This window comes from Kitasatospora sp. NPDC053057 (assembly GCF_044546945.1).
Lineage (GTDB): Bacteria > Actinomycetota > Actinomycetes > Streptomycetales > Streptomycetaceae > Kitasatospora.
In genome coordinates, this window is sequence record NZ_JBITZP010000071.1 from 1 (window position 1) to 19,289 (window position 19,289).

Genomic DNA, 19,289 nt, shown 5'->3' on the forward strand with positions numbered 1-19,289 from the left:
CGTTTCGTCGCCAATCCCTTCGAGTCGGGTGCGCGGATGTACCGCTCGGGTGACGTCGCGCGTTGGCGTGCGGACGGGCAGTTGGAGTTCCTGGGGCGTGCGGACGAGCAGGTGAAGGTCCGTGGTTTCCGGATCGAGCCCGGCGAGGTCGAGAACGTCGTCGTCACGCACCCGCAGGTCGCGCGGGCCGCGGTGATCGCCCGCGAGGACGTGCCGGGAGATGTGCGCCTGGTGGCGTACGTCGTCGCCGACGACGAGGACGACGACCTGGACGCCCTGCCCGCTCAGGTGAAGGCGTTCGTCGCGGGCCGACTGCCGGAGTACATGGTCCCGTCGGCCGTCGTCGTCCTGGACGCCCTGCCGCTGACGGGTAACGGGAAGCTGGACCGCAAGGCCCTGCCGGCCCCGGACTACGCGGCCGGCGCGGGTGTGGGCCGGGCTCCGGCGAATGCGCGCGAGGAGGCGCTGTGCGCGGCGTTCGCCGAGGTGCTGGGCCTGGAGGGCGTGACCGTCGATGACGACTTCTTCGTCCTCGGCGGCCACTCGCTGCTGGCGGTGCAGCTGGTGGAGGTGCTGCGCCGGCACGGTGTGTCGGTGTCGGTGCGGGCGCTGTTCGACACTCCGACCCCGGCCGGTCTGGCGGCCTCGACGGGCGCCGGGGAGGTCGCCGTTCCGGCGAACCTGATCCCCGCCGACGCGGTCGAGATCACGCCGGAGATGCTGCCGCTGGTCGACCTGTCGGCCGAGGAGTTGGCGCGTGTGGTGGCGTCGGTGGAGGGTGGCGCGGCGAACGTCGCGGACGTCTATCCGCTGGCGCCGCTGCAGGAGGGTCTGCTGTTCCACCACTTGATGGCGGAGGGGGGCGAGGACGCCTACCTGATGCCGGTGGTCATCGAGATGGACTCGCGGGAGCGGGTGGACGCGTTCGCCCAGGCCTTCCAGCAGGTGATCGACCGGCATGACATCTTCCGCACGTCCTTCGTGTGGGAGGGGCTGCGCGAGCCGGTCCAGGTGGTCTGGCGGCACGCCCGGCTGGCGGTGACCGAGGTGGCTCTCGACCCGCAGGCCGCCGACCCGTCGGCCGAACTCCGGGAAGTCGTGCGCCTGTCCATGGACCTGGGGCGGGCGCCGCTGATCAGCGTGCACGCCGCGGCGCTGCCCGAGGGCGGGCGCTGGTTGGTGCTGCTGCGGCTGCACCACCTGGTGCAGGACCACACGGCCCTGGAGCTGCTGCTCCACGAGGTGGCGGCGTTCCTGGCCGGGTGCGGCGGCGAGCTGCCGCAGCCGCTGCCGTTCCGCGACTTCGTCGCCCAGGTGCGCAGCGGGAACGAACGAACCGAGCACGAGAGGTACTTCACCGAGCTGCTCGGTGACGTGGCCGAGCCCACCGCGCCGTTCGAGGTGATCGACGTCCAGGGCGACGGCGCCGCCGTGGAGCGCGCCGTGGTGCCGCTCGCACCCGAGACGGTGGAGCGGCTGAGGGCGGTGGCGCGGCGGGCCGGGACTAGCCCGGCGACGCTGATGCACGTCGCGTGGGCGCGGGTGCTCGCGGCGGTGTCCGGCCATGAGGACGTGGTGTTCGGGACGGTGCTGTTCGGCCGGATGAACGCGGGTGCGGGCGCCGACCGAGTGGCGGGGCTCTACATGAACACGCTGCCGGTTCGGGTGAAGACTGGTGAGCTGGGTGCATTGGAAGCCGTGACGGCGATGCGCGGCCAGCTGGCCGAGTTGCTGGAGCACGAGCACGCCGCCCTCGCTGTGGCCCAGCAGGCCAGTGGCCTCGCGGCCAACATCCCCGTGTTCACCTCGCTGCTCAACTACCGCCACAACACCGGCAGGGACTCCGCGCAGGAGGACGGCCGCGGTTTGGACGGCATCCGCGTGGTGTTCACCCGGGAACGCACCAACTACCCGCTCGCTGTCTCCGTGGACGACGGCGGTGACGAGATGTCGCTCGCGGTCGACGCGGTCACTCCCATCGATCCGGCAGCCGTCGGCACGCTGATGCGCACCGCCGTCGACGGACTGATTCCTCTGTTGGAGCGGGCACTCGACGGTGAGGGGGAGGCGGAACTCCGAACGGTGGAGGTGCTGGACGCCGCCGAGCGTGAGCGGGTGTTGGTGGGGTGGAACGACACGGTGGCGGAGGTCTCCGGAGGCACGCTGCCGGAGCTGTTCGCGGCGCAGGTGGCGCGGACGCCGGGTGCGGTGGCGCTGGTCGCGGACGGTGTAAGCCTCTCGTATGCCGAGCTGGACACGCGGGCGAACCGTCTGGCGCACCTGCTGGTGTCGCGGAGTGTGGGTGCCGGTTCCGTGGTGGGTGTGTGCCTGGATCGTGGTGTCGATTTGGTGGTGGCGCTGTTGGCGGTGCTGAAGGCCGGTGGTGCGTATCTGCCGGTTGATCCGGGGTATCCGGCAGAGCGGATTGCCGTGGTGCTGGAGGATGCCGCGCCGGCTGCGGTGGTGACCGCGCGGGCCTTCGGCGACGTGATTCCGGCGGCTGTTCCGGTGGTCGTGGTAGACGAGCCCGGCGTCGTTGAGGAGTTGGCGGGCCTGTCGGGTACGGCGCCGGGCGTGGCGGTGCTGCCGGCACATCCGGCGTACGTGATCTTCACGTCGGGTTCGACGGGGCGGCCCAAGGGTGTGGTGGTGTCGCACGAGGGGATCGTGAACCGGCTCGCGTGGATGCAGGAGCGTTTCGGGCTCACGGGTGCGGACCGGGTGTTGCAGAAGACGCCATTCGGGTTTGACGTGTCGGTGTGGGAGTTCTTCTGGCCGCTGCTGGAGGGCGCGACGCTGGTGGTGGCGCGTCCGGGTGGTCATCGGGAGCCGGAGTACCTGGCCGCGCTGATCGGCGAGCAGGGTGTGACGACGGCGCACTTCGTGCCGTCGATGCTGGAGGCGTTCTTGGCCGAGCCGGCGGCTGCCGGCTGCGGCGGAGTGCTGCGTCGGGTGGTGTGCTCGGGTGAGGCGCTGCCGTTGCACGTCCAGCAGGGGTTCTTCGAGGTCTTCGACGGTGTGGAGCTGCACAACCTGTACGGCCCGACGGAGGCGTCGGTCGACGTGACCGCGTGGCAGTGCGACCGCGAGCAGACCGCCGTTGTGGTGCCGATCGGTGCGCCGGTGGCCAACACGCGGGTGTATGTGCTGGACGACCGGTTGAGGCCGGTGCCGGTCGGGGTCGGGGGTGAGCTGTACCTGGCGGGTGTGCAGTTGGCACACGGGTACGTGGGGCGTTCGGGTCTGACGGCGGAGCGGTTCACCGCGAACCCGTTCGAGCCGGGTGCGCGGATGTACCGTACCGGTGACATCGCGCGCTGGACCGCCGAGGGGCAGCTGGAGTTCCTGGGTCGTGCGGACGAGCAGGTGAAGATCCGGGGCTTCCGGATCGAGCCGGGCGAGGTGCAGGCCGTGATCGCCGCGCACCCGCAGGTCGCACAGGCTGCCGTGATCACACGTCAGGACGTTCCGGGAGATCTGCGCCTGGTCGCGTACCTCGTCCCCGATGGTCGATGTGATGCTGAACTGCCACAGTCCGTACGGGAGTTCGCTGCGTTGCGACTGCCGGAGTACATGGTTCCGGCCGCGGTCGTGGTGCTGGACGAGTTGCCGTTGACCGGTAACGGCAAGCTGGACCGCAAGGCCCTGCCCGCCCCGGAGTACACCACCGGTACCGGCCGAGGCCCCGTGAACGCCCGTGAGGAGATCGTCTGCGCCGCTTTCGCCGACATCCTCGGCGTGGAGAGCGTCGGCGTCGACGACAACTTCTTCGCCCTGGGCGGGCACTCCCTGCTCGGGGTGCGTCTGGTGGAGCACCTGCGAGGACACGGCGTGTCCGTCTCCGTGCGGACACTGTTCCAGCTCCCCACGCCGGCCGGCCTGGCGGCGTCCACAGGTGCGGTCCAGGTGGAGGTACCGGAGAACCTGATCCCGGCCGACGCCGTCGAGATCACCCCGGAGATGCTGCCGCTGGTCGAGCTGGCCGCCGACGAGATCGAGCGGATCGCCGGGACCGTTGAGGGCGGCGCGGCGAACATCGCCGACATCTACCCGCTCGCGCCGCTCCAGGAGGGCTTGCTCTTCCACCACCTGCTGGCCGAGGGCGGCGAGGACGCCTATGTCGTCCCCACGGTGCTGGAGTTCGACAACCGGGCACGCCTGGACGCCTTCGTCGAGGCGCTGCAGCTGGTCGTGGACCGGCACGACGTCTTCCGTACCTCCTTCGTCTGGGAGGGGCTGCGGGAGCCGGTCCAGGTGGTCCGGCGCCGTGTAAGCCTGCCTGTCGAGGAAGTCGTGCTGGAGGGAGGGAGCGTCGAACCGGCCGAACAGCTGACGGTCGCGGCCAGCCTGTCCATGGACCTGGGACGGGCGCCGTTGATCCGACTGCACATCGCCGCGGCGCCGGATGGCGGGGGCTGGCTGGCGCTGGTGCGGGTGCACCACATCGTGCAGGACCACATGGCACTCGAGGTCGTGTTCGGCGAGGTGCAGGCGATCCTGGCCGGCCGTGCGTCGGAGCTGTCCGCACCGCTGCCGTTCCGCGACTTCGTCGCGCAGGCCCGCGGTGGCGTGCCACAGTCCGAGCACGAGCGCTACTTCGCCGCCCTCCTGGGTGATGTCGAGGAGGCGACGGCGCCGTTCGGGCTGGTGGACGTGCGTGGTGACGGGGCGGACGAGGTGCGTCGCTCGGCGCCGCTGCCGTCGGGGCTGCACGACCGGCTACGGGTGGTGTCGCGCCGTCTCGGGACGAGCGCGGCGACGGTGCTGCACGTCGCGTGGGCCCGGGTGCTGGCTGCGGTCAGTGGTCGCGACGACGTGGTGTTCGGCACGGTGCTGTTCGGTCGGATGAACGCGGGTGCGGGTTCCGAGCGGGTGCCGGGGCCGTTCATCAACACCCTTCCGGTCCGGGTGCGCACGGGTGAGCTGGGTGTGGCGGCGGCGGTGTCGGCGATGCGTGGCCAGCTAGCGGAGCTGCTGGAGCACGAGCACGCCTCGCTGGCGCTGGCGCAGAATGCCAGCGGGGTGCCGGGTGACGCGCCGTTGTTCACCTCCTTCCTCAACTACCGCCATGACGGTGGCGGCGGCGAGCCCGGCCGCGTCGCGAAGGACGGTCCGACCGGGATCCGGGCGGTCTTCTCGCGGGAGCGCACGAACTATCCGCTGAGCGTGTCCGTGAATGACTCCGGGGACGCGATCTCCCTGGTGGTGGACGCGGTCGCACCGGTGGATCCGGAGGCGGTGGGTGTGTTGCTGCACACCGCTGTCGAGGGTGTGGTGTCCGCCCTGGAGTCCGTGCTCGAAGGCGGTGCGGACGCACCGTTGAGCACGGTCGAGGTGCTGGATGAGGCCGGTCTGCGGCGGGTGCTGAGTGAGTGGAGCGGCAACGGCGCGGAGGCCGAGGTCCCGGCCCCGACCGTGGCGGAGCTGTTCGAGGCGCAGGCCGCCCGGACCCCGGACGCGGTGGCGCTGGTCTCCGATGGCATCCGTTTGTCGTATCGGGAGTTGGACACCCGGGCGAACCGCCTGGCGCGTGGTCTTCTGGGCCGTGGTGTCGGCGCGGAGTCGGTGGTGGGGGTGTGCCTGGAGCGCGGCGCGGATGCGGTGTTGGCACTGCTGGCCGTCCTGAAGGCGGGTGGTGCGTATCTGCCGATCGACCCGGGCTACCCGGTGGACCGGGTGGCTTTCATGCTCGGCGATGCGGCGCCCGCGGTGGTCCTGGTGTCCCCGGGAACGGCGGCCGCGCTACCGACAGGTGTGGAGCGGGTGCGGGTGGACGACCCGGCCGTGGCCGGGCTGGACGGCTCGCCCCTGGCCGCCGGCGAGCGGGTGCTCCGAGCCGGGAGTCCGGCGTACGTGATCTACACGTCGGGTTCGACGGGTCGGCCGAAGGGCGTGGTGGTCGAGAACCGTTCGGTGGCGGGCCTGCTGTCCTGGGCCGCGGCGGAGTTCGGTGGTGCGGACTTCGAGCGGGTGCTGGCGTCGACGTCGTTCAACTTCGACGTGTCGGTGTTCGAGCTGTTCGGTCCGCTCGTGTCAGGTGGCAGCGTGGAGGTCGTCAAGGACCTCCTGGTGCTGGCAGACCGGCAGCAGGGCCCCTCGGGGTTGAGCCTGGTCAGCGGGGTCCCGTCGGCGTTCGCGCAGATCCTGGCCTCGGGTGGGCCGACGGCGGAGCCGGGAACGGTGGTGCTGGCGGGTGAGGCACTGACCGCGGACGCGGTGGCCGGCATCCGTGCGGCGCTGCCCGGTGCGCGAGTGGCGAACATCTATGGTCCGACCGAGGCGACCGTGTACTCGACGGCGTGGTACGCGGACGGTGAGGTCGGGGGAGTGGTGCCGATCGGGCGTCCGCTTCCGAACGCGCGGGTCTTCGTCCTGGACGGCTGGCTGCGGCCGGTGGCACCAGGTGTCGCCGGTGAGTTGTACCTGGCGGGTGCCGGGTTGGCGCGCGGCTATCTGGGCCGGGCCGGTCTGACCGCGGAGCGGTTCGTCGCGAACCCCTTCGGGACGGGTGGCGAGCGGCTGTACCGCACGGGTGACCTGGTGCGCTGGGATGCCGAGGGCCAGGTGGAGTACCTGGGCCGGGTGGACGAGCAGGTGAAGGTCCGCGGCTTCCGGATCGAGCTCGGTGAGGTCCAGGCCGTGGTGGCCTCGCATCCGCAGGTTGCGCAGGCCGTCGTCGTGGCGCGCGAGGATGCTCCCGGTGACCGGCGACTGGTCGCCTACGTGGTGGCCGGGGACGGCGGCTCCGTCGAACTGCCGCGGTCTGTCACGGATTTCGTCGCCGACCGGCTGCCTTCGTACATGGTCCCCGCCGCGGTGGTGCCGCTGGAGGCTCTGCCGCTGAGCGTGAACGGCAAGCTGGACCGCAAGGCCCTGCCCGCCCCCGAGTACGTGACCGGTGCTGGCCGCGGCCCGGCCACACTCCAGGAGGAGTTGCTGTGCGGTGTGTTCGCGCAGGTGCTCGGCCTGGTGGGCGTCGGTGTGGACGACGACTTCTTCGACTTGGGCGGCCACTCGCTGCTCGCCACTCGTCTGGTGAGCCGGATCCGTACGGTCCTCGGCGTGGACGTCCCGCTGCGGATGCTGTTCGAGGCCCCGACCGTGGCCGGCCTGGCGGGCCGCTTGAACGGTGCGGGCACGGCACGGGAGGCGCTGACGGCCGGTCCGCGCCCCGAGAGGCTGCCGCTGTCGTACGGTCAGCGCCGCATCTGGTTCCTGGGGCAGCTGGAGGGCCCGAGCGCGACCTACAACGTGCCGGTCGCGCTGAAGCTGGTCGGCCGGCTGGATCAGGAGGCACTGAACGCGGCGCTGCTGGACGTGATCGGCCGGCACGAGGTGCTGCGTACGGTCTTCCCGACCGTGAACGACGAACCGTACCAGCAGGTCCTCCCTGCGGAGGGGCTGGCATGGCGGCTGTCCGTGACCGAGCTGGCGGCCGAGGCGCTGGACTCGGCGGTGGTCGAGGAGACGATGCACCAGTTCACCCTGGCGTCCGAGTTGCCGATCAGGGCAGCGCTCTTCCGGACCGCCCCTGAGGAGAACGTCCTGGTGCTGACGATCCACCACATCGTGACTGACGGATGGTCGAAGGGCGTGCTGGCGCGCGACATCTCGACGGCCTACGCGGCTCGCTGCGCGGGCCGGGCCCCGGAGTGGGCGCCGCTGCCGGTGCAGTACGCCGACTACGCGCTCTGGCAGCGTGAGCTGCTGGGCGACGAGCGCGACCCGGAGAGCGTGATCTCCCGCCAGGCGGACTACTGGCGATCCGCATTGGAGGGCGTTCCCGAGGCGCTGGAGCTGCCGTTCGACCGTCTGCGGCCCGCGATCGCCTCGCACCGCGGCAACCTGGTGCCGGTCGATGTCCCCGCAGAGGTCCATGCCCGGCTGGTGGAGTTGGCGCGGGCCGAGGGCGTGACCGTGTTCATGGTCCTGCAGGCCGCGCTGGCGGTGACGCTCTCGCGGCTGGGAGCCGGAACGGACATCCCGATCGGTTCGCCCAACGCCGGCCGGACCGACGAGGCGCTCAACGACCTGGTCGGATTCTTCCTCAACACCTTCGTGGTGCGCACCGACCTGTCAGGGGATCCGACGTTCCGTGAGGTGCTGGGCCGGGTGCGGGAACGGAGCTTGGAGGCGTTCGAGCATCAGGACGTTCCGTTCGAACGACTGGTGGAGGAGCTCGCTCCGAACCGTTCGATGGCCCACCACGCGCTGTTCCAGGTGATGCTCACACTGCAGAACACCGAGGAGGCCGTGCTGGAGCTGCCCGGTCTCCGGTTGCAGCCGGTGACTGCGGGCGCGGGGCTGGCGAGGTTCGACCTCGACGTGATCGTCGCCGAGACCTTCGACGACGCCGGCGCTCCCGCAGGCGTCCGGGGTTCGGCGACCGCGGCGGCCGATCTGTGGGGCGTGGAGTCGGCGGAGCGCCTAGTGGCCCGGCTGGTGCGGGTGCTGGAGGTGCTGACCGGTGACCCCCAGGTCCGGCTGAGCGCGGTGGAGGTGCTGGGAGCGGCGGAGCGGCGTCGGTTGCTGGTGGAGTGGAACGCGACTGGTGCCGAGGTGTCCTCGGGGACGGTGGCGGAGTTGTTCGCGGTTCAGGTGGCGCGGGCACCGGAGGCGGTGGCCGTGGTCGCCGACGGCGAGGAGGTGACCTACGCGGAGCTGGACGTCCGCGCGAACCGTCTGGCCCGGCTGCTGGTCTCCCGTGGCGTGGGCGCTGAGTCGGTGGTCGGGGTCTGCCTGGAACGCGGGATCGGGCTGTTGGTGGCGTTGCTCGCGGTGGCGAAGGCGGGCGGTGCGTACATGCCGATCGACCCGGCCTATCCGGTGGACCGCATCGGTTACATGCTGGAGGACGCGCGGCCGGCGGTGGTGCTGGCCTCCTCGGCGACAGCCTCGGTCGTCCCGGAGACTGCAGTGCTGGTGGACGCGCCGGTGACGGTGGCGGAGGCGGCGGCGTTGGAGGGCGGCTCCCCGGGCGGCCCGGCCGTGCGGGTGGAGAACCCGGCCTACGTGATCTACACCTCGGGCTCCACGGGGCGGCCCAAGGGCGTGCTGGTGTCGCATGCGGGTGTGGCGAGCCTGGTGGCGGGCCATGTCCGCCACCTGGGGGTCGGTGCGGGGTCGCGGGTGGGCCAGTTCGCTTCGGCGGGTTTCGACACCTTCGGCTGGGAGTGGCTGATGGCGCTGCTGAGCGGCGCGGCCCTGGTGGTGATCCCGACGGAGCGCCGGCTGGGAGAGGCCCTGCCCCGCTTCCTCGCGGAGCAGCGGGTGACGCATGTGACGTTGCCGCCGGCCGTGCTGGCGACCCTGGACGAGGGGTCGATCGGCGCGGACGTGGTGCTGGTGACCGCGGGCGAGGCCTGCCCGCCCGAGGTGATGGCTCGTTGGGCGCGCGGCCACCGGCTGTTCAACTCCTACGGTCCGACCGAGACCACGGTGGACGCGACGCTGTGGCGCTGTGCCCCGGAAGCCGCGGGGGAGGTGGCGATCGGTTCTCCGGTGGTGAACACCCGGGTGTTCGTGCTGGACGAGTTCCTTGCGCCGGTTCCGGTGGGCGTGCCCGGTGAGCTGTATGTGGCTGGCGTGGGTTTGGCGCGCGGGTACCTGGGCCGTCCGGATCTGACGGCGGAGCGGTTCGTGGCGAACCCGTTCGGCGGTGCGGGTGAGAGGCTGTACCGCACGGGCGACCGCGCCCGCTGGACGGCGGACGGGCAACTGGTCTTCGCGGGCCGTACGGATGACCAGGTGAAGATCCGCGGCTTCCGGATCGAGCCCGGCGAGATCGAGAACGTGGTGGCCTCGCACCCGCAGGTGGCTCAGGCGGCCGTCGTCGCGCGCCAGGACACCGGCGATACTCGTCTGGTGGCCTACGTGGTGCCCGCCGACGGCCCGCACCCCGACCTGCCCGGGCTGCTCACGGGTCTGGCCGCCGAGCGGCTGCCGGACTACATGGTGCCGGCGGCCGTCGTGGTGCTGGACGCCCTGCCGATCACCGTGAACGGCAAGCTGGACCGCAAGGCCCTGCCCGCCCCCGAGGAGCGCTCCGCCGTGGGCCGGGGGCCGGCGAACCCGCGCGAGGAACTGCTCTGCGGCGTGTTCGCGCAGGTCCTCGGCGTGGAGGGTGTCGGCGTCGACGACAACTTCTTCGAACTCGGTGGCCACTCTCTGCTGGCGGTCCGACTGGCCAGCCGCATCCGTGCGGTGCTCGGTGTGAACCTGGACATCCGGGTCCTGTTCGACGTGCCGACCGTCGCGGCCCTGGCCGCCCGGATCGCGGAGGACACCGGGGAGAGTCGGCTGGCGTTGACGCCGATGGAGCGACCCGAGCGCGTGTCACTCTCCTACGCGCAGCGCCGCCTCTGGTTCATCGGACAACTAGAGGGGCCGAGTGCCACCTACAACGTCCCGGTCGCGTTGCGCCTGACCGGCGCGGTGGACCGTGTGGCGCTGAACGCGGCGCTGCGGGACGTGATCGGCCGTCACGAGGTGCTGCGCACGGTGCTGCCGAACGAGGGCGGCGAGCCATACCAGCGGATCCTCACGCTCGATGAGCTGGCGTGGGAGATGTCGGTGGTGCGAGTGGCTCCGGAGGAACTGGATTCCTCGGTGGCCGAGGCCGCGGGCCACCTGTTCGACCTGGCGTCGGAGGCCCCGATCCGGGCGTGGCTGTTCGAGGCGGGACCGCAGGAGCGGGTGCTGGTGATGGTGGTGCATCACATCGCTGGTGACGGCTGGTCGTGGGTGCCGCTGGGGCGGGATCTGTCGTCCGCCTACGCGGCGCGCTGTGCGGGCCGGGCGCCGGAGTGGGCGTCGCTGCCGGTCCAGTACGCGGACTACGCGCTGTGGCAGCGGGAGCTGCTCGGCGACGAGCGGGATCCGCAGAGCCTGTTCTCCCGCCAGACGGCCCATTGGCGCGAGGCGCTGGCCGGCGCGCCGGCTGAGTTGGCGCTGCCGTTCGATCACCCGCGCCCGCCGGTCGCCTCCCACCGCGGCCACCAGGTGCCGCTGACGGTGCCGGCCGAGGTGCACGCGAAGCTCGCCGAGCTGGCCCGGGCGGAGGGCGTGACCCCGTTCATGCTGCTGCAGTCCGCTCTGGCGGTGCTGCTCGCCCGACTGGGCGCGGGCACCGACCTCCCGATCGGCGTGGCGAACGCGGGCCGCACGGATGCCGCGCTGGACGACCTGGTCGGCTTCTTCGTCAACACCCTGGTGCTGCGGACCGATCTGTCGGGCGACCCGGCGTTCACCGAGGTGCTACGGCAGGTGCGCGAGACCAGCCTGGCGGCGTTCGCACACCAGGACGTGCCGTTCGAGCGGCTGGTGGAGGAGCTGGCGCCGGTCCGCTCGACGGCGGTCCAGCCGCTGTTCCAGGTGATGCTCATCCTGCAGAACAATGCGCGGGCGGTGCTCGACCTGCCGGGGACGGGAGCGTCCGGGATCATGTCGGGGGCCTCGGTGGCGAAGTTCGACCTGGAGGTGGCGGCGGGCGAGGTGTTCGACGCCGCGGGTCGTCCGGCCGGGATCCACGGTTCGGTGACTGTCGCGGCGGACCTGTTCGCCCCGGAGACGGCCGAGCGGCTGGCGGAGCGCCTCGTGCGCGTCCTGGCCGCGGTGGCTGCCGACCCGACGGTTTCGCTGAGCGCGGTGGAGGTGCTGGGTGCTGCTGAGCGTGAGCGGTTGTTGGTGGAGTGGAACGCGACCGGTGCCGAGGTGCCGTCGGGGACGGTGGCGGAGTTGTTCGCGGTTCAGGTGGCGCGTGACCCGGGCGCGGTGGCTGTGGTGGCCGACGGCATCGAGGTGTCGTACGGGGAGTTGGATGCGCGCGCGAACCGCCTGGCCCGGCTGCTGGTCTCCCGTGGCGTGGGTGCCGAGTCGGTGGTCGGGGTGTGCCTGGAGCGTGGTGTCGACCTGATGGTGGCGTTGCTCGCGGTGGCGAAGGCCGGCGGTGCGTATATGCCGATCGATCCGGCGTACCCGGTGGAGCGCGTCGGTTACATGTTGGAGGACGCGGGGCCGGTTGTGGTGCTCGCTTCGTCGGTGACGGCGGCGGTGGTGTCGGGCACGGTGGTGCTGGTGGACGCGCCGGTGACGGTGGCGGAGCTGGCGGTGTTGGGGGACGGGGCGTTGGCGGGCCCGGTGGTGCGGGTGGAGAACCCGGCGTATGTGATCTACACGTCGGGTTCGACGGGTCGTCCCAAGGGTGTGCTGGTGTCGCATGCGGGTGTGGCGAGTCTGGTGGCGGGCCATGTTCGCTACTTGGGGGTCGGTGCGGGGTCGCGGGTGGGTCAGTTCGCTTCGGCGGGTTTCGACACCTTCGGCTGGGAGTGGCTGATGGCGCTGCTGAGCGGCGCGGCCCTGGTGGTGATCCCGACGGAGCGCCGGCTGGGAGAGGCCCTGCCCCGCTTCCTCGCGGAGCAGCGGGTGACGCATGTGACGTTGCCGCCGGCGGTGCTGGCGACCCTGGACGAGGGGTCGATCGGCGCGGACGTGGTGCTGGTGACGGCGGGTGAGGTCTGCCCGTCGGAGGTGATGGCGCGTTGGGCGCGTGGTCACCGGTTGTTCAACTCCTACGGTCCGACCGAGACGACGGTGGACGCGACGCTGTGGGAGTGCGACCCGGGGGCTGGGGAGGTGGCGATCGGTTCTCCGGTGGTGAACACCCGGGTGTTCGTGCTGGACGAGTTCCTGGCCCCGGTGCCGGTCGGCGTGCCGGGTGAGCTGTACGTGGCGGGCGTGGGTCTGGCGCGCGGGTACCTGGGCCGTCCGGGTCTGACGGCGGAGCGGTTCGTGGCGAACCCGTTCGGCGGTGCGGGTGAGAGGCTGTACCGCACGGGCGACCGCGCCCGCTGGACGGTGGACGGGCAGCTGGTGTTCGCGGGCCGTACGGATGATCAGGTGAAGATCCGTGGCTTCCGGATCGAGCCCGGCGAGATCGGTGCGGTGGTGGCCGAGCACCCCGCAGTGGCGCAGGCGGCCGTGGTCGTGCGCGAGGACACCGGCGACACCCGTCTGGTGGCCTACGTGGTGCCCGCCGACGGTCAGGGCGGCGGTGAACTGCCGCAGTTGGTGCGCGCGTGCATCGGAGAGCGGCTTCCGGGCTACATGGTCCCGTCCGCCGTTGTGGTGCTGGACGCGCTGCCGCTGACGGTCAACGGCAAGCTCGACCACAAGGCCCTTCCGGCGCCGCAGTACACCACGGGTGGGGGCCGTGGGCCGGCCGGCCGCGAGGAGGAACTCCTGTGCCAGGCCTTCGCGGAGGTGCTCGGGCTGGAGTCCGTCGGCGTGGACGACGACTTCTTCGAGCTCGGCGGGCACTCCCTGCTGGCCGTCGAACTCGGCGCGCGCGTCCGGGCCCTGCTGGGTGTGGACGTCCAACTGCGGGTCCTGTTCGACTCACCGACCGTGGCGGGGCTCGCGCGGCAGCTCGGGACGGAGAAGTCGAGCCGGCCGGCGCTGCGGCCGATGCGGGGGCAGTGAGGCCGACGCCGGCGCACTGACCGGAACGCTCCGGTGAACGCCGGACTGTCGGAGGGTGCCTCTATGTTCTTCGTCAAGCGTGTGCGGCAGCTTTATTCCAGGCTCGATCTTCTTCGTGGGACATGAGACTATCTGGTTGTGTCAGTGACGATGAGTGGGCTGCAGGCGGCCTTGGGCTGTATCAGGTTCACGAGTCTTCGGCAGCGGCCTTGCGCAGGGCGGCTGGGGAACCGTATTGCTCCAGCAAGTGGGTGACGGCGGGGTGGTCCAGGCGGGGGCCCAGGACACGTTCGAGGGAGGGGGAACTGGGTGAGCAGGCCACGCAGGCGGTTGCTGGTGCCGGTGGCTTCGGCCGCGAGGTCCTGGTCGAAGCCGGTCAGGACGGTGAGCTGGGCGGCCGTCTCGTCGGCGAGTTCGAGCATGCGCAGGGTGTGGGTCATGGTGCGGGCGGCGTCGGCGATGACGTGAGCGTCGCGGGCGTCGGTCTGGGCCTCGCCGGGGTAGAGGTCGGCGAGGCGGCGCATCGCCAGGCCGCGCAGGTAGGCGACCTCGGAGCCGACGTCACAACCACCGCCAGGGGCAGGGCGCCAATCGAGGCTGGCTGATCGACGATCACCAGGACGCGCCCGAACTCGGCGGCGAGCTTGCCGAAGACGACCCGCAGCTTGGGTTCGCTGTTGGGCAGCCGCTTGTCAAAGACGGTGTCGAATGTCGAACCCCCGAGGGCCGCTCATCCGTTCTGGCCTCGCCCATTGGCACCGTTCGCGCGCATCCACGTTACGCAGACCCGGCACCCGTCAGCGGCCGGGCGTTGCACTCGGCAGGGTGCCGGTCAGGCCTCTCATCAGCGGTCATACGGTGCCCCGGACCCGGTGACACCACCCCCCAGGTCATGCGATCGACAGGGGGCAACAATCATGCCGGGCCCGGCGGCCAGGAGCCCCGTTTCAGGGCCGCGAAGAAGGTAACGGGGGGCGGGTCCCCCGGCCGGGAGCCCGCCTAGGTTAAGGCGTCACCAACCCGGCCTCGTAGGCGATGATCACCAGCTGGACCCGGTCCCGGGCGTCGAGCTTGGCCAGCAGCCGGGTGACGTAGGTCTTGGCGGTGGCGACACTGATCACCAGGTGCTCGGCCAGTTCGGTGTTGGACATCCCCTGGGCGACCAGGGTTAGCACCTCGCGCTCGCGGTCGGTGATGCCGGCGATGGTCCGGCGCGGCCTGGCGGCGGCCGCTGCGGTCGGGCGGCCAGCAAACTCCTTGATCAGCCGGCGGGTGACGCCGGGGGCGATCAGGCCGGCGCCGCCGGCGACCACCCGGACCGCGGCCAGGATCTCGTCCAGGGCCATGTCCTTGACCAGGAAGCCGGAGGCGCCAGCCCGCAGCGCGCCGTAGACGTAGTCGTCGTCGTCGAAGGTGGTGAGGACGACGATCTGGGCCTTGCCGGGGCCGGCGGTGATCTTCCGAGTGGCTTCGATGCCGTCCATGCCGGGCATCCGGATGTCCATCACCACGACGTCGGGCTCCAGCGCGGCGGTCAGCTCGACTGCCTCGGCGCCGTTGCAGGCCTCGCCGACGACCTCCAGGTCGGGGGCGTCGGCGATCACCATCTGCAGGGCGGCGCGCACCAGCGGCTGGTCGTCGGCCAGCACCACACGGATCGTCATCGGACCCCCTCCGGGACGGGAAGACGGGCGGCCACGCGGAAGCCGCCCTCGGGAAGCGGTTCGGCGGAGAACTCGCCGTGCAGGAGGTCGACCCGCTCGCGCATGCCGACGAGCCCGAGGCCTGGCCCGGCGGTGTCGGCGTGCGGGTGCCGGTGGCCACGGTTGATGACCTCGATGGACACCTCCGACTCCTGGCAGTCGATGGACATCTGGCACGCCGTGGTGTCCGCGTGCCGGACCACGTTGGTGACGGCCTCCTGGATGATCCGGAAGGCCGACATGTCGATCTCCGGGGGAAGCGCCCGCTGCTCGCCGCTCCATCGCACGTCGACCCGGACACCGGCGGCCGTCGTGGTCGCGGCGAGCCGGTCGACGTTCGCCAGGCCGGGACCGGGTTCCATCGGGGCCGGCTCGGCGTCCGAGCCAGGCTCGGGCTGCCGCAGCGCGCCCAGCATCCGGCGCAGCCCGGACAGCGTCTCCCGACGGGCCGTCTCGATCTCGCCCAGCGCGGCGCAGGCCCGGTCCGGCTGGGTCTCGATGACCCGGCGGGCCGCGCCGGCCTGCAGAGCGACAATGCCGATGGTGTGCGCGACCACGTCGTGCAGCTCACGGGCGATCCGCAGCCGCTCGGCGGTAACCGCCCGGGCGGCTGCCTGGGCGCTGAGTTCCTTGACGTGGTCACGGGCCTGGTGCATCGAGCGGCCGATCAGCATGGCGATGCCGGCCAGTGGCCGGCGGGTCAGCAGCGCGCTGCCCGCCACGGCGAACATCGCCGCCACTGACACCATGTTCCAGTCCCGGCTCGTGGCCGCGGAGCCGCCCGCGGCGATCCTGTTGAACCAGGCAACGGCGCCGCCCTGCCCGACGAGCAGCATCGGGTAGACGGTGACCACCAGCCAGGTGACGGCCGTCCAGACACCCGGTGGCACGCGCTTGAGCATCGGGATAGTGAGCGTGGCGAACATACGGTGATGGTAGCCACGGCGGCCGGACCGGGCATCGGACCACGGGTGTACGACCGTGGCTGACAGGCGGGGACGGACAGGTGTCACCGCTGGTCTGATGCACCGAACGCCACACGGACGGCACGATGGTCCGCATGATCGAAGTCCACGAGCTGACGAAGCGTTACGGCAAGAAGCTGGCGGTCAACAACCTGAGCTTCACCGTGCATCCGGGCCAGGTGACGGGATTCCTCGGGCCCAACGGGGCCGGCAAGAGCACCACGCTGCGGATGATCCTCGGTCTGCACGCCCCCACCAGCGGGACGGTCACCGTCGACGGCCGCCCGTTCCGCTCGCTGCCCCGAGGCCTGCGGCACGTCGGCGCCCTGCTGGACGCCGGTGACGTGCACGGCGGGCGCACCGCCAGGGCCCACCTGCGGGCCCTGGCCCGCAGCAACGCCATCCCGCGCAGCCGGGTGGAGGAGGTACTGCAGGAGGTGGGCATCGCGGACGCGGCGAACCGCCGGATCGGCGGATTCTCGCTCGGCATGCGCCAGCGCCTGGGCATCGCCACCGCGCTGCTCGGCGACCCGCCGGTGCTGCTCTTCGACGAGCCGCTCAACGGGCTCGACCCGGAGGGCGTGCACTGGGTGCGCGGCCTGTTCCGCCGCTTGGCCGCCGAGGGGCGTACGGTCTTCGTCTCCAGTCACCTGATGTCCGAGATGGAGCACACCGCAGAGCAGCTCATCGTGCTCGGCAAGGGTGAGCTGATCGCCGCGGAGAGCGTGGCGGACTTCGCGGCCCGCGGGGCCCGGCGGAGCGTGTCGGTGCGCACGCCCGACCCGGCGCAGCTGCAGCCGCTGCTGGTCTCCGAGGGCGCGGAGGTGGCGCGGGAGACCGGCGGGCGGCTCACGGTGGTCGGGCTGGACTCGGACCGGATCGCCGAGATCGCGTTCCAGAATCACATCCTGGTGACCGAGTTGACCAACCACACGAGCTCGCTGGAGGAGGCGTTCATGGAGCTGACCGCCGACAGCGTTGAGTACCTCGCGGGGGAGAAGAAGTGACCCCGCCGATGACAAAGGGGACGGCCGCGGTGCCCGCCGTGCCGCCGCTGGAGCCCAAGGCCCGTTTCGGCGACCTGGTCGCCGCGGAGTGGATCAAGCTCTGGTCGCTGCGGTCCACCCCGTGGGCCTTCGCCGCCACGGTGGTGCTGACCCTCACGATCACCGTCTTCGGCGCCATCGCCGACGCGCAGCACTACACCGGGTACGACGCCGACCACAAGGCGTACTTCCGCAGCTTCGGCACGCTCGCCGACGCGTTCTCCCGCGGGGCGTCCACGATGGTGATCGTTGGCGCCGGCGCGATCGGCGCGATCACGGTCCTCGGCGAGTGTACTACCGGCATGATCCGGACCACCTTCGCCGCGGTTCCGGCCCGCACGTCGGTGATGGCCGCGAAGCTGGCGGTGGTCACAGCAGCCACGACGCTGCTCGGGGTGGCCTGCGCTTTCGGCTCCTACGCTGCCGCCCAGGCGGTGCTGGCCGGGCAGGACGTCGCCGTCGGCCTCGGGCACCCCGGGATGATGCGACTGCTCTTGGCCTCGGTGCTACTGGCCCCGGTCTCCGCCCTGGTGGGCATGGGGCTGGCCGCGGTGATCCGGCACAGCGTGCTCACCATCGTGGCCACGATCGCCCTGTTGTTCGTCGTCCCCTCGATGCTGGACGACCGGAGCCACTTCGGTGTGAGCCTCGTCCACATGACGATCCCGCAGGCCTGGGACCGCCTCGGCCACGCGCCGGCGAGCTCGCCGCAGTGGCCGTGGACGGTGTGGGGCGCGTTCCTCGTCCTCGCTGTCTGGGTGCTGGTCGCCGCGGCGCTGACCGTCTTCACCACGAACCACCGGGACCAGTGACCGGCGCGCCCGCCGCCCGGCGCAGGCGCAGTCCTCTGGACCTGCTGACCGACCACACCGGAACGCTGGAGGGCACGGCCACCGGGTCGACCGCCGACAGCGTCGAATACCTTCCAGGAGAGAGCAAGTGACCGCGCCGACGACGTCCAGGACGACCCCGGTGCCCGCCGCGCGGCCGTCGGATCCCAAGGCCCGTTTCGGCGACCTGGTCGCCGCGGAGTGGATCAAGCTGTGGTCGCTGCGGTCGACCGGCTGGTCGTTCGCCGTCACCGTGGCCCTGGTCCTGATGAGCACCGTCTCCATCGCCGCCGGCGACCTGCGGCAGTACACCGGGGGAGACGAGGAGCAGCGGGTGCTCTTCCGGACGCTCGGGCGAGTGGCCGACACCTTTCCCTCTGGCGCCGCGATGATGCTGGTCATCGGGGCCGGCGCGATCGGCGCGATCACGATCCTCGGCGAGTACACCTCAGGCATGATCCGGACCACCTTCACGGTGGTCCCCGCCCGCAGTGCGGTGATGGCCGCGAAAGCGGCGGCGGTCACGGCGGCCACGACGCTGCTCGGTGCGGGTGCCGCCCTCGCCTCGTACGTCGCGGCGCAGGTCGTGCTGTCCGGCGAGGACCTCGCCGTCGGTCCCGGGCACTCCGGGGTGCTGCGGCTGATCCTGGCCTCGGTGCTGCTGGCCCCGGTGTCCGCCCTGGTGGGCATGGGGGTCGCCGCGGTGATCCGGCACAACGTGGCGGCCATCGTCGCCACCGTCGCCCTGCTGTTCGTGATCCCCTCGCTGCTGAACGCCCGCAGCCGGGTGAGCGTGGACGCGCTGCACATGACGGTCCTGCAGGCCTGGGACCGCCTCGGGCACGGCCAGCCCGCCGCTGTGGAGTGGCCGTGGACGGCGGGGGGCGCCTGTCTCGTCCTCACGGTGTGGACGCTGGTCGCCGCGGCGCTGGTCGTCTTCTCCGCGAACCGCCGGGACCAGTGAGCGCCATTCCTCCATCCCCCTCCCCGAGGCGCGGACCCCGCGGTCCGCGCCTCTTCCCGTGCCGCGAACACCCGGCGGTTTGCGCGGACCGGTGCATCCTGCGTTCCGCGTAATTCGGGGGTCCTGGAGTCCCTGCCGGGTTGAAGGTGCAGGTCAGTGGGTTGGGGGTTGGTGACGCGGTCGGATTCGCCTAGAGACGCGATTTTGCGGATTTGCCTGCGCTGACCTGGAGTTGGTCCGTAGGGTCTGGAGTCGTGTACGTGAAGACGACGAAGCGGGAGAACAAGTCCGGCACGGTCCGG

At 71.5% G+C, this 19,289-nt stretch carries 6 protein-coding genes and 1 pseudogene; 4 read left to right on the forward strand and 3 right to left on the reverse strand.

The genetic code is table 11. The features are described 5' to 3' along the window. Positions 1-36 precede the first annotated feature (36 nt). A complete protein-coding gene (locus ACIG5E_RS37600; protein ID WP_396541505.1) occupies positions 37-13,479 on the forward strand; it encodes an amino acid adenylation domain-containing protein in 13,443 nt (4,480 codons plus the stop codon). 205 nt (positions 13,480-13,684) lie between these two features. Here ACIG5E_RS37600 and ACIG5E_RS37605 read toward each other — a convergent pair. The 3 genes and pseudogenes from ACIG5E_RS37605 to ACIG5E_RS37615 all read right to left on the reverse strand — a co-directional run. Beyond that, a pseudogene (locus ACIG5E_RS37605) lies at positions 13,685-14,179 on the reverse strand (IS110 family transposase); the annotation flags it as partial. Between the two features lie 304 nt (positions 14,180-14,483). Further along, entirely contained in the window at positions 14,484-15,143 is a 660-nt protein-coding gene (locus ACIG5E_RS37610) for a response regulator (RefSeq protein WP_396541507.1), read from the reverse strand. Next, positions 15,140-16,108, reverse strand: coding sequence for a sensor histidine kinase (locus ACIG5E_RS37615; protein ID WP_396541509.1), 969 nt, complete (start codon positions 16,106-16,108; stop codon positions 15,140-15,142). Before ACIG5E_RS37615 ends, ACIG5E_RS37610 begins: the two co-directional genes overlap by 4 nt. A gap of 134 nt (positions 16,109-16,242) precedes the next feature. Between ACIG5E_RS37615 and ACIG5E_RS37620 the strand changes: the two genes are divergently transcribed. The 3 genes from ACIG5E_RS37620 to ACIG5E_RS37630 all read left to right on the forward strand — a co-directional run bounded on the left by ACIG5E_RS37620 (position 16,243) and on the right by ACIG5E_RS37630 (position 18,987). Next, a complete protein-coding gene (locus tag ACIG5E_RS37620; protein ID WP_396541511.1) occupies positions 16,243-17,154 on the forward strand; it encodes an ABC transporter ATP-binding protein in 912 nt (303 codons plus the stop codon). A gap of 8 nt (positions 17,155-17,162) precedes the next feature. Then, positions 17,163-18,005, forward strand: a complete 843-nt coding sequence (locus tag ACIG5E_RS37625; protein WP_396541513.1) for an ABC transporter permease — start codon at positions 17,163-17,165, stop codon at positions 18,003-18,005. A 127-nt stretch (positions 18,006-18,132) separates the two neighbouring features. Next, entirely contained in the window at positions 18,133-18,987 is an 855-nt protein-coding gene (locus ACIG5E_RS37630) for an ABC transporter permease (protein ID WP_396541515.1), read from the forward strand. The last annotated feature ends 302 nt before the right edge of the window (positions 18,988-19,289 follow it).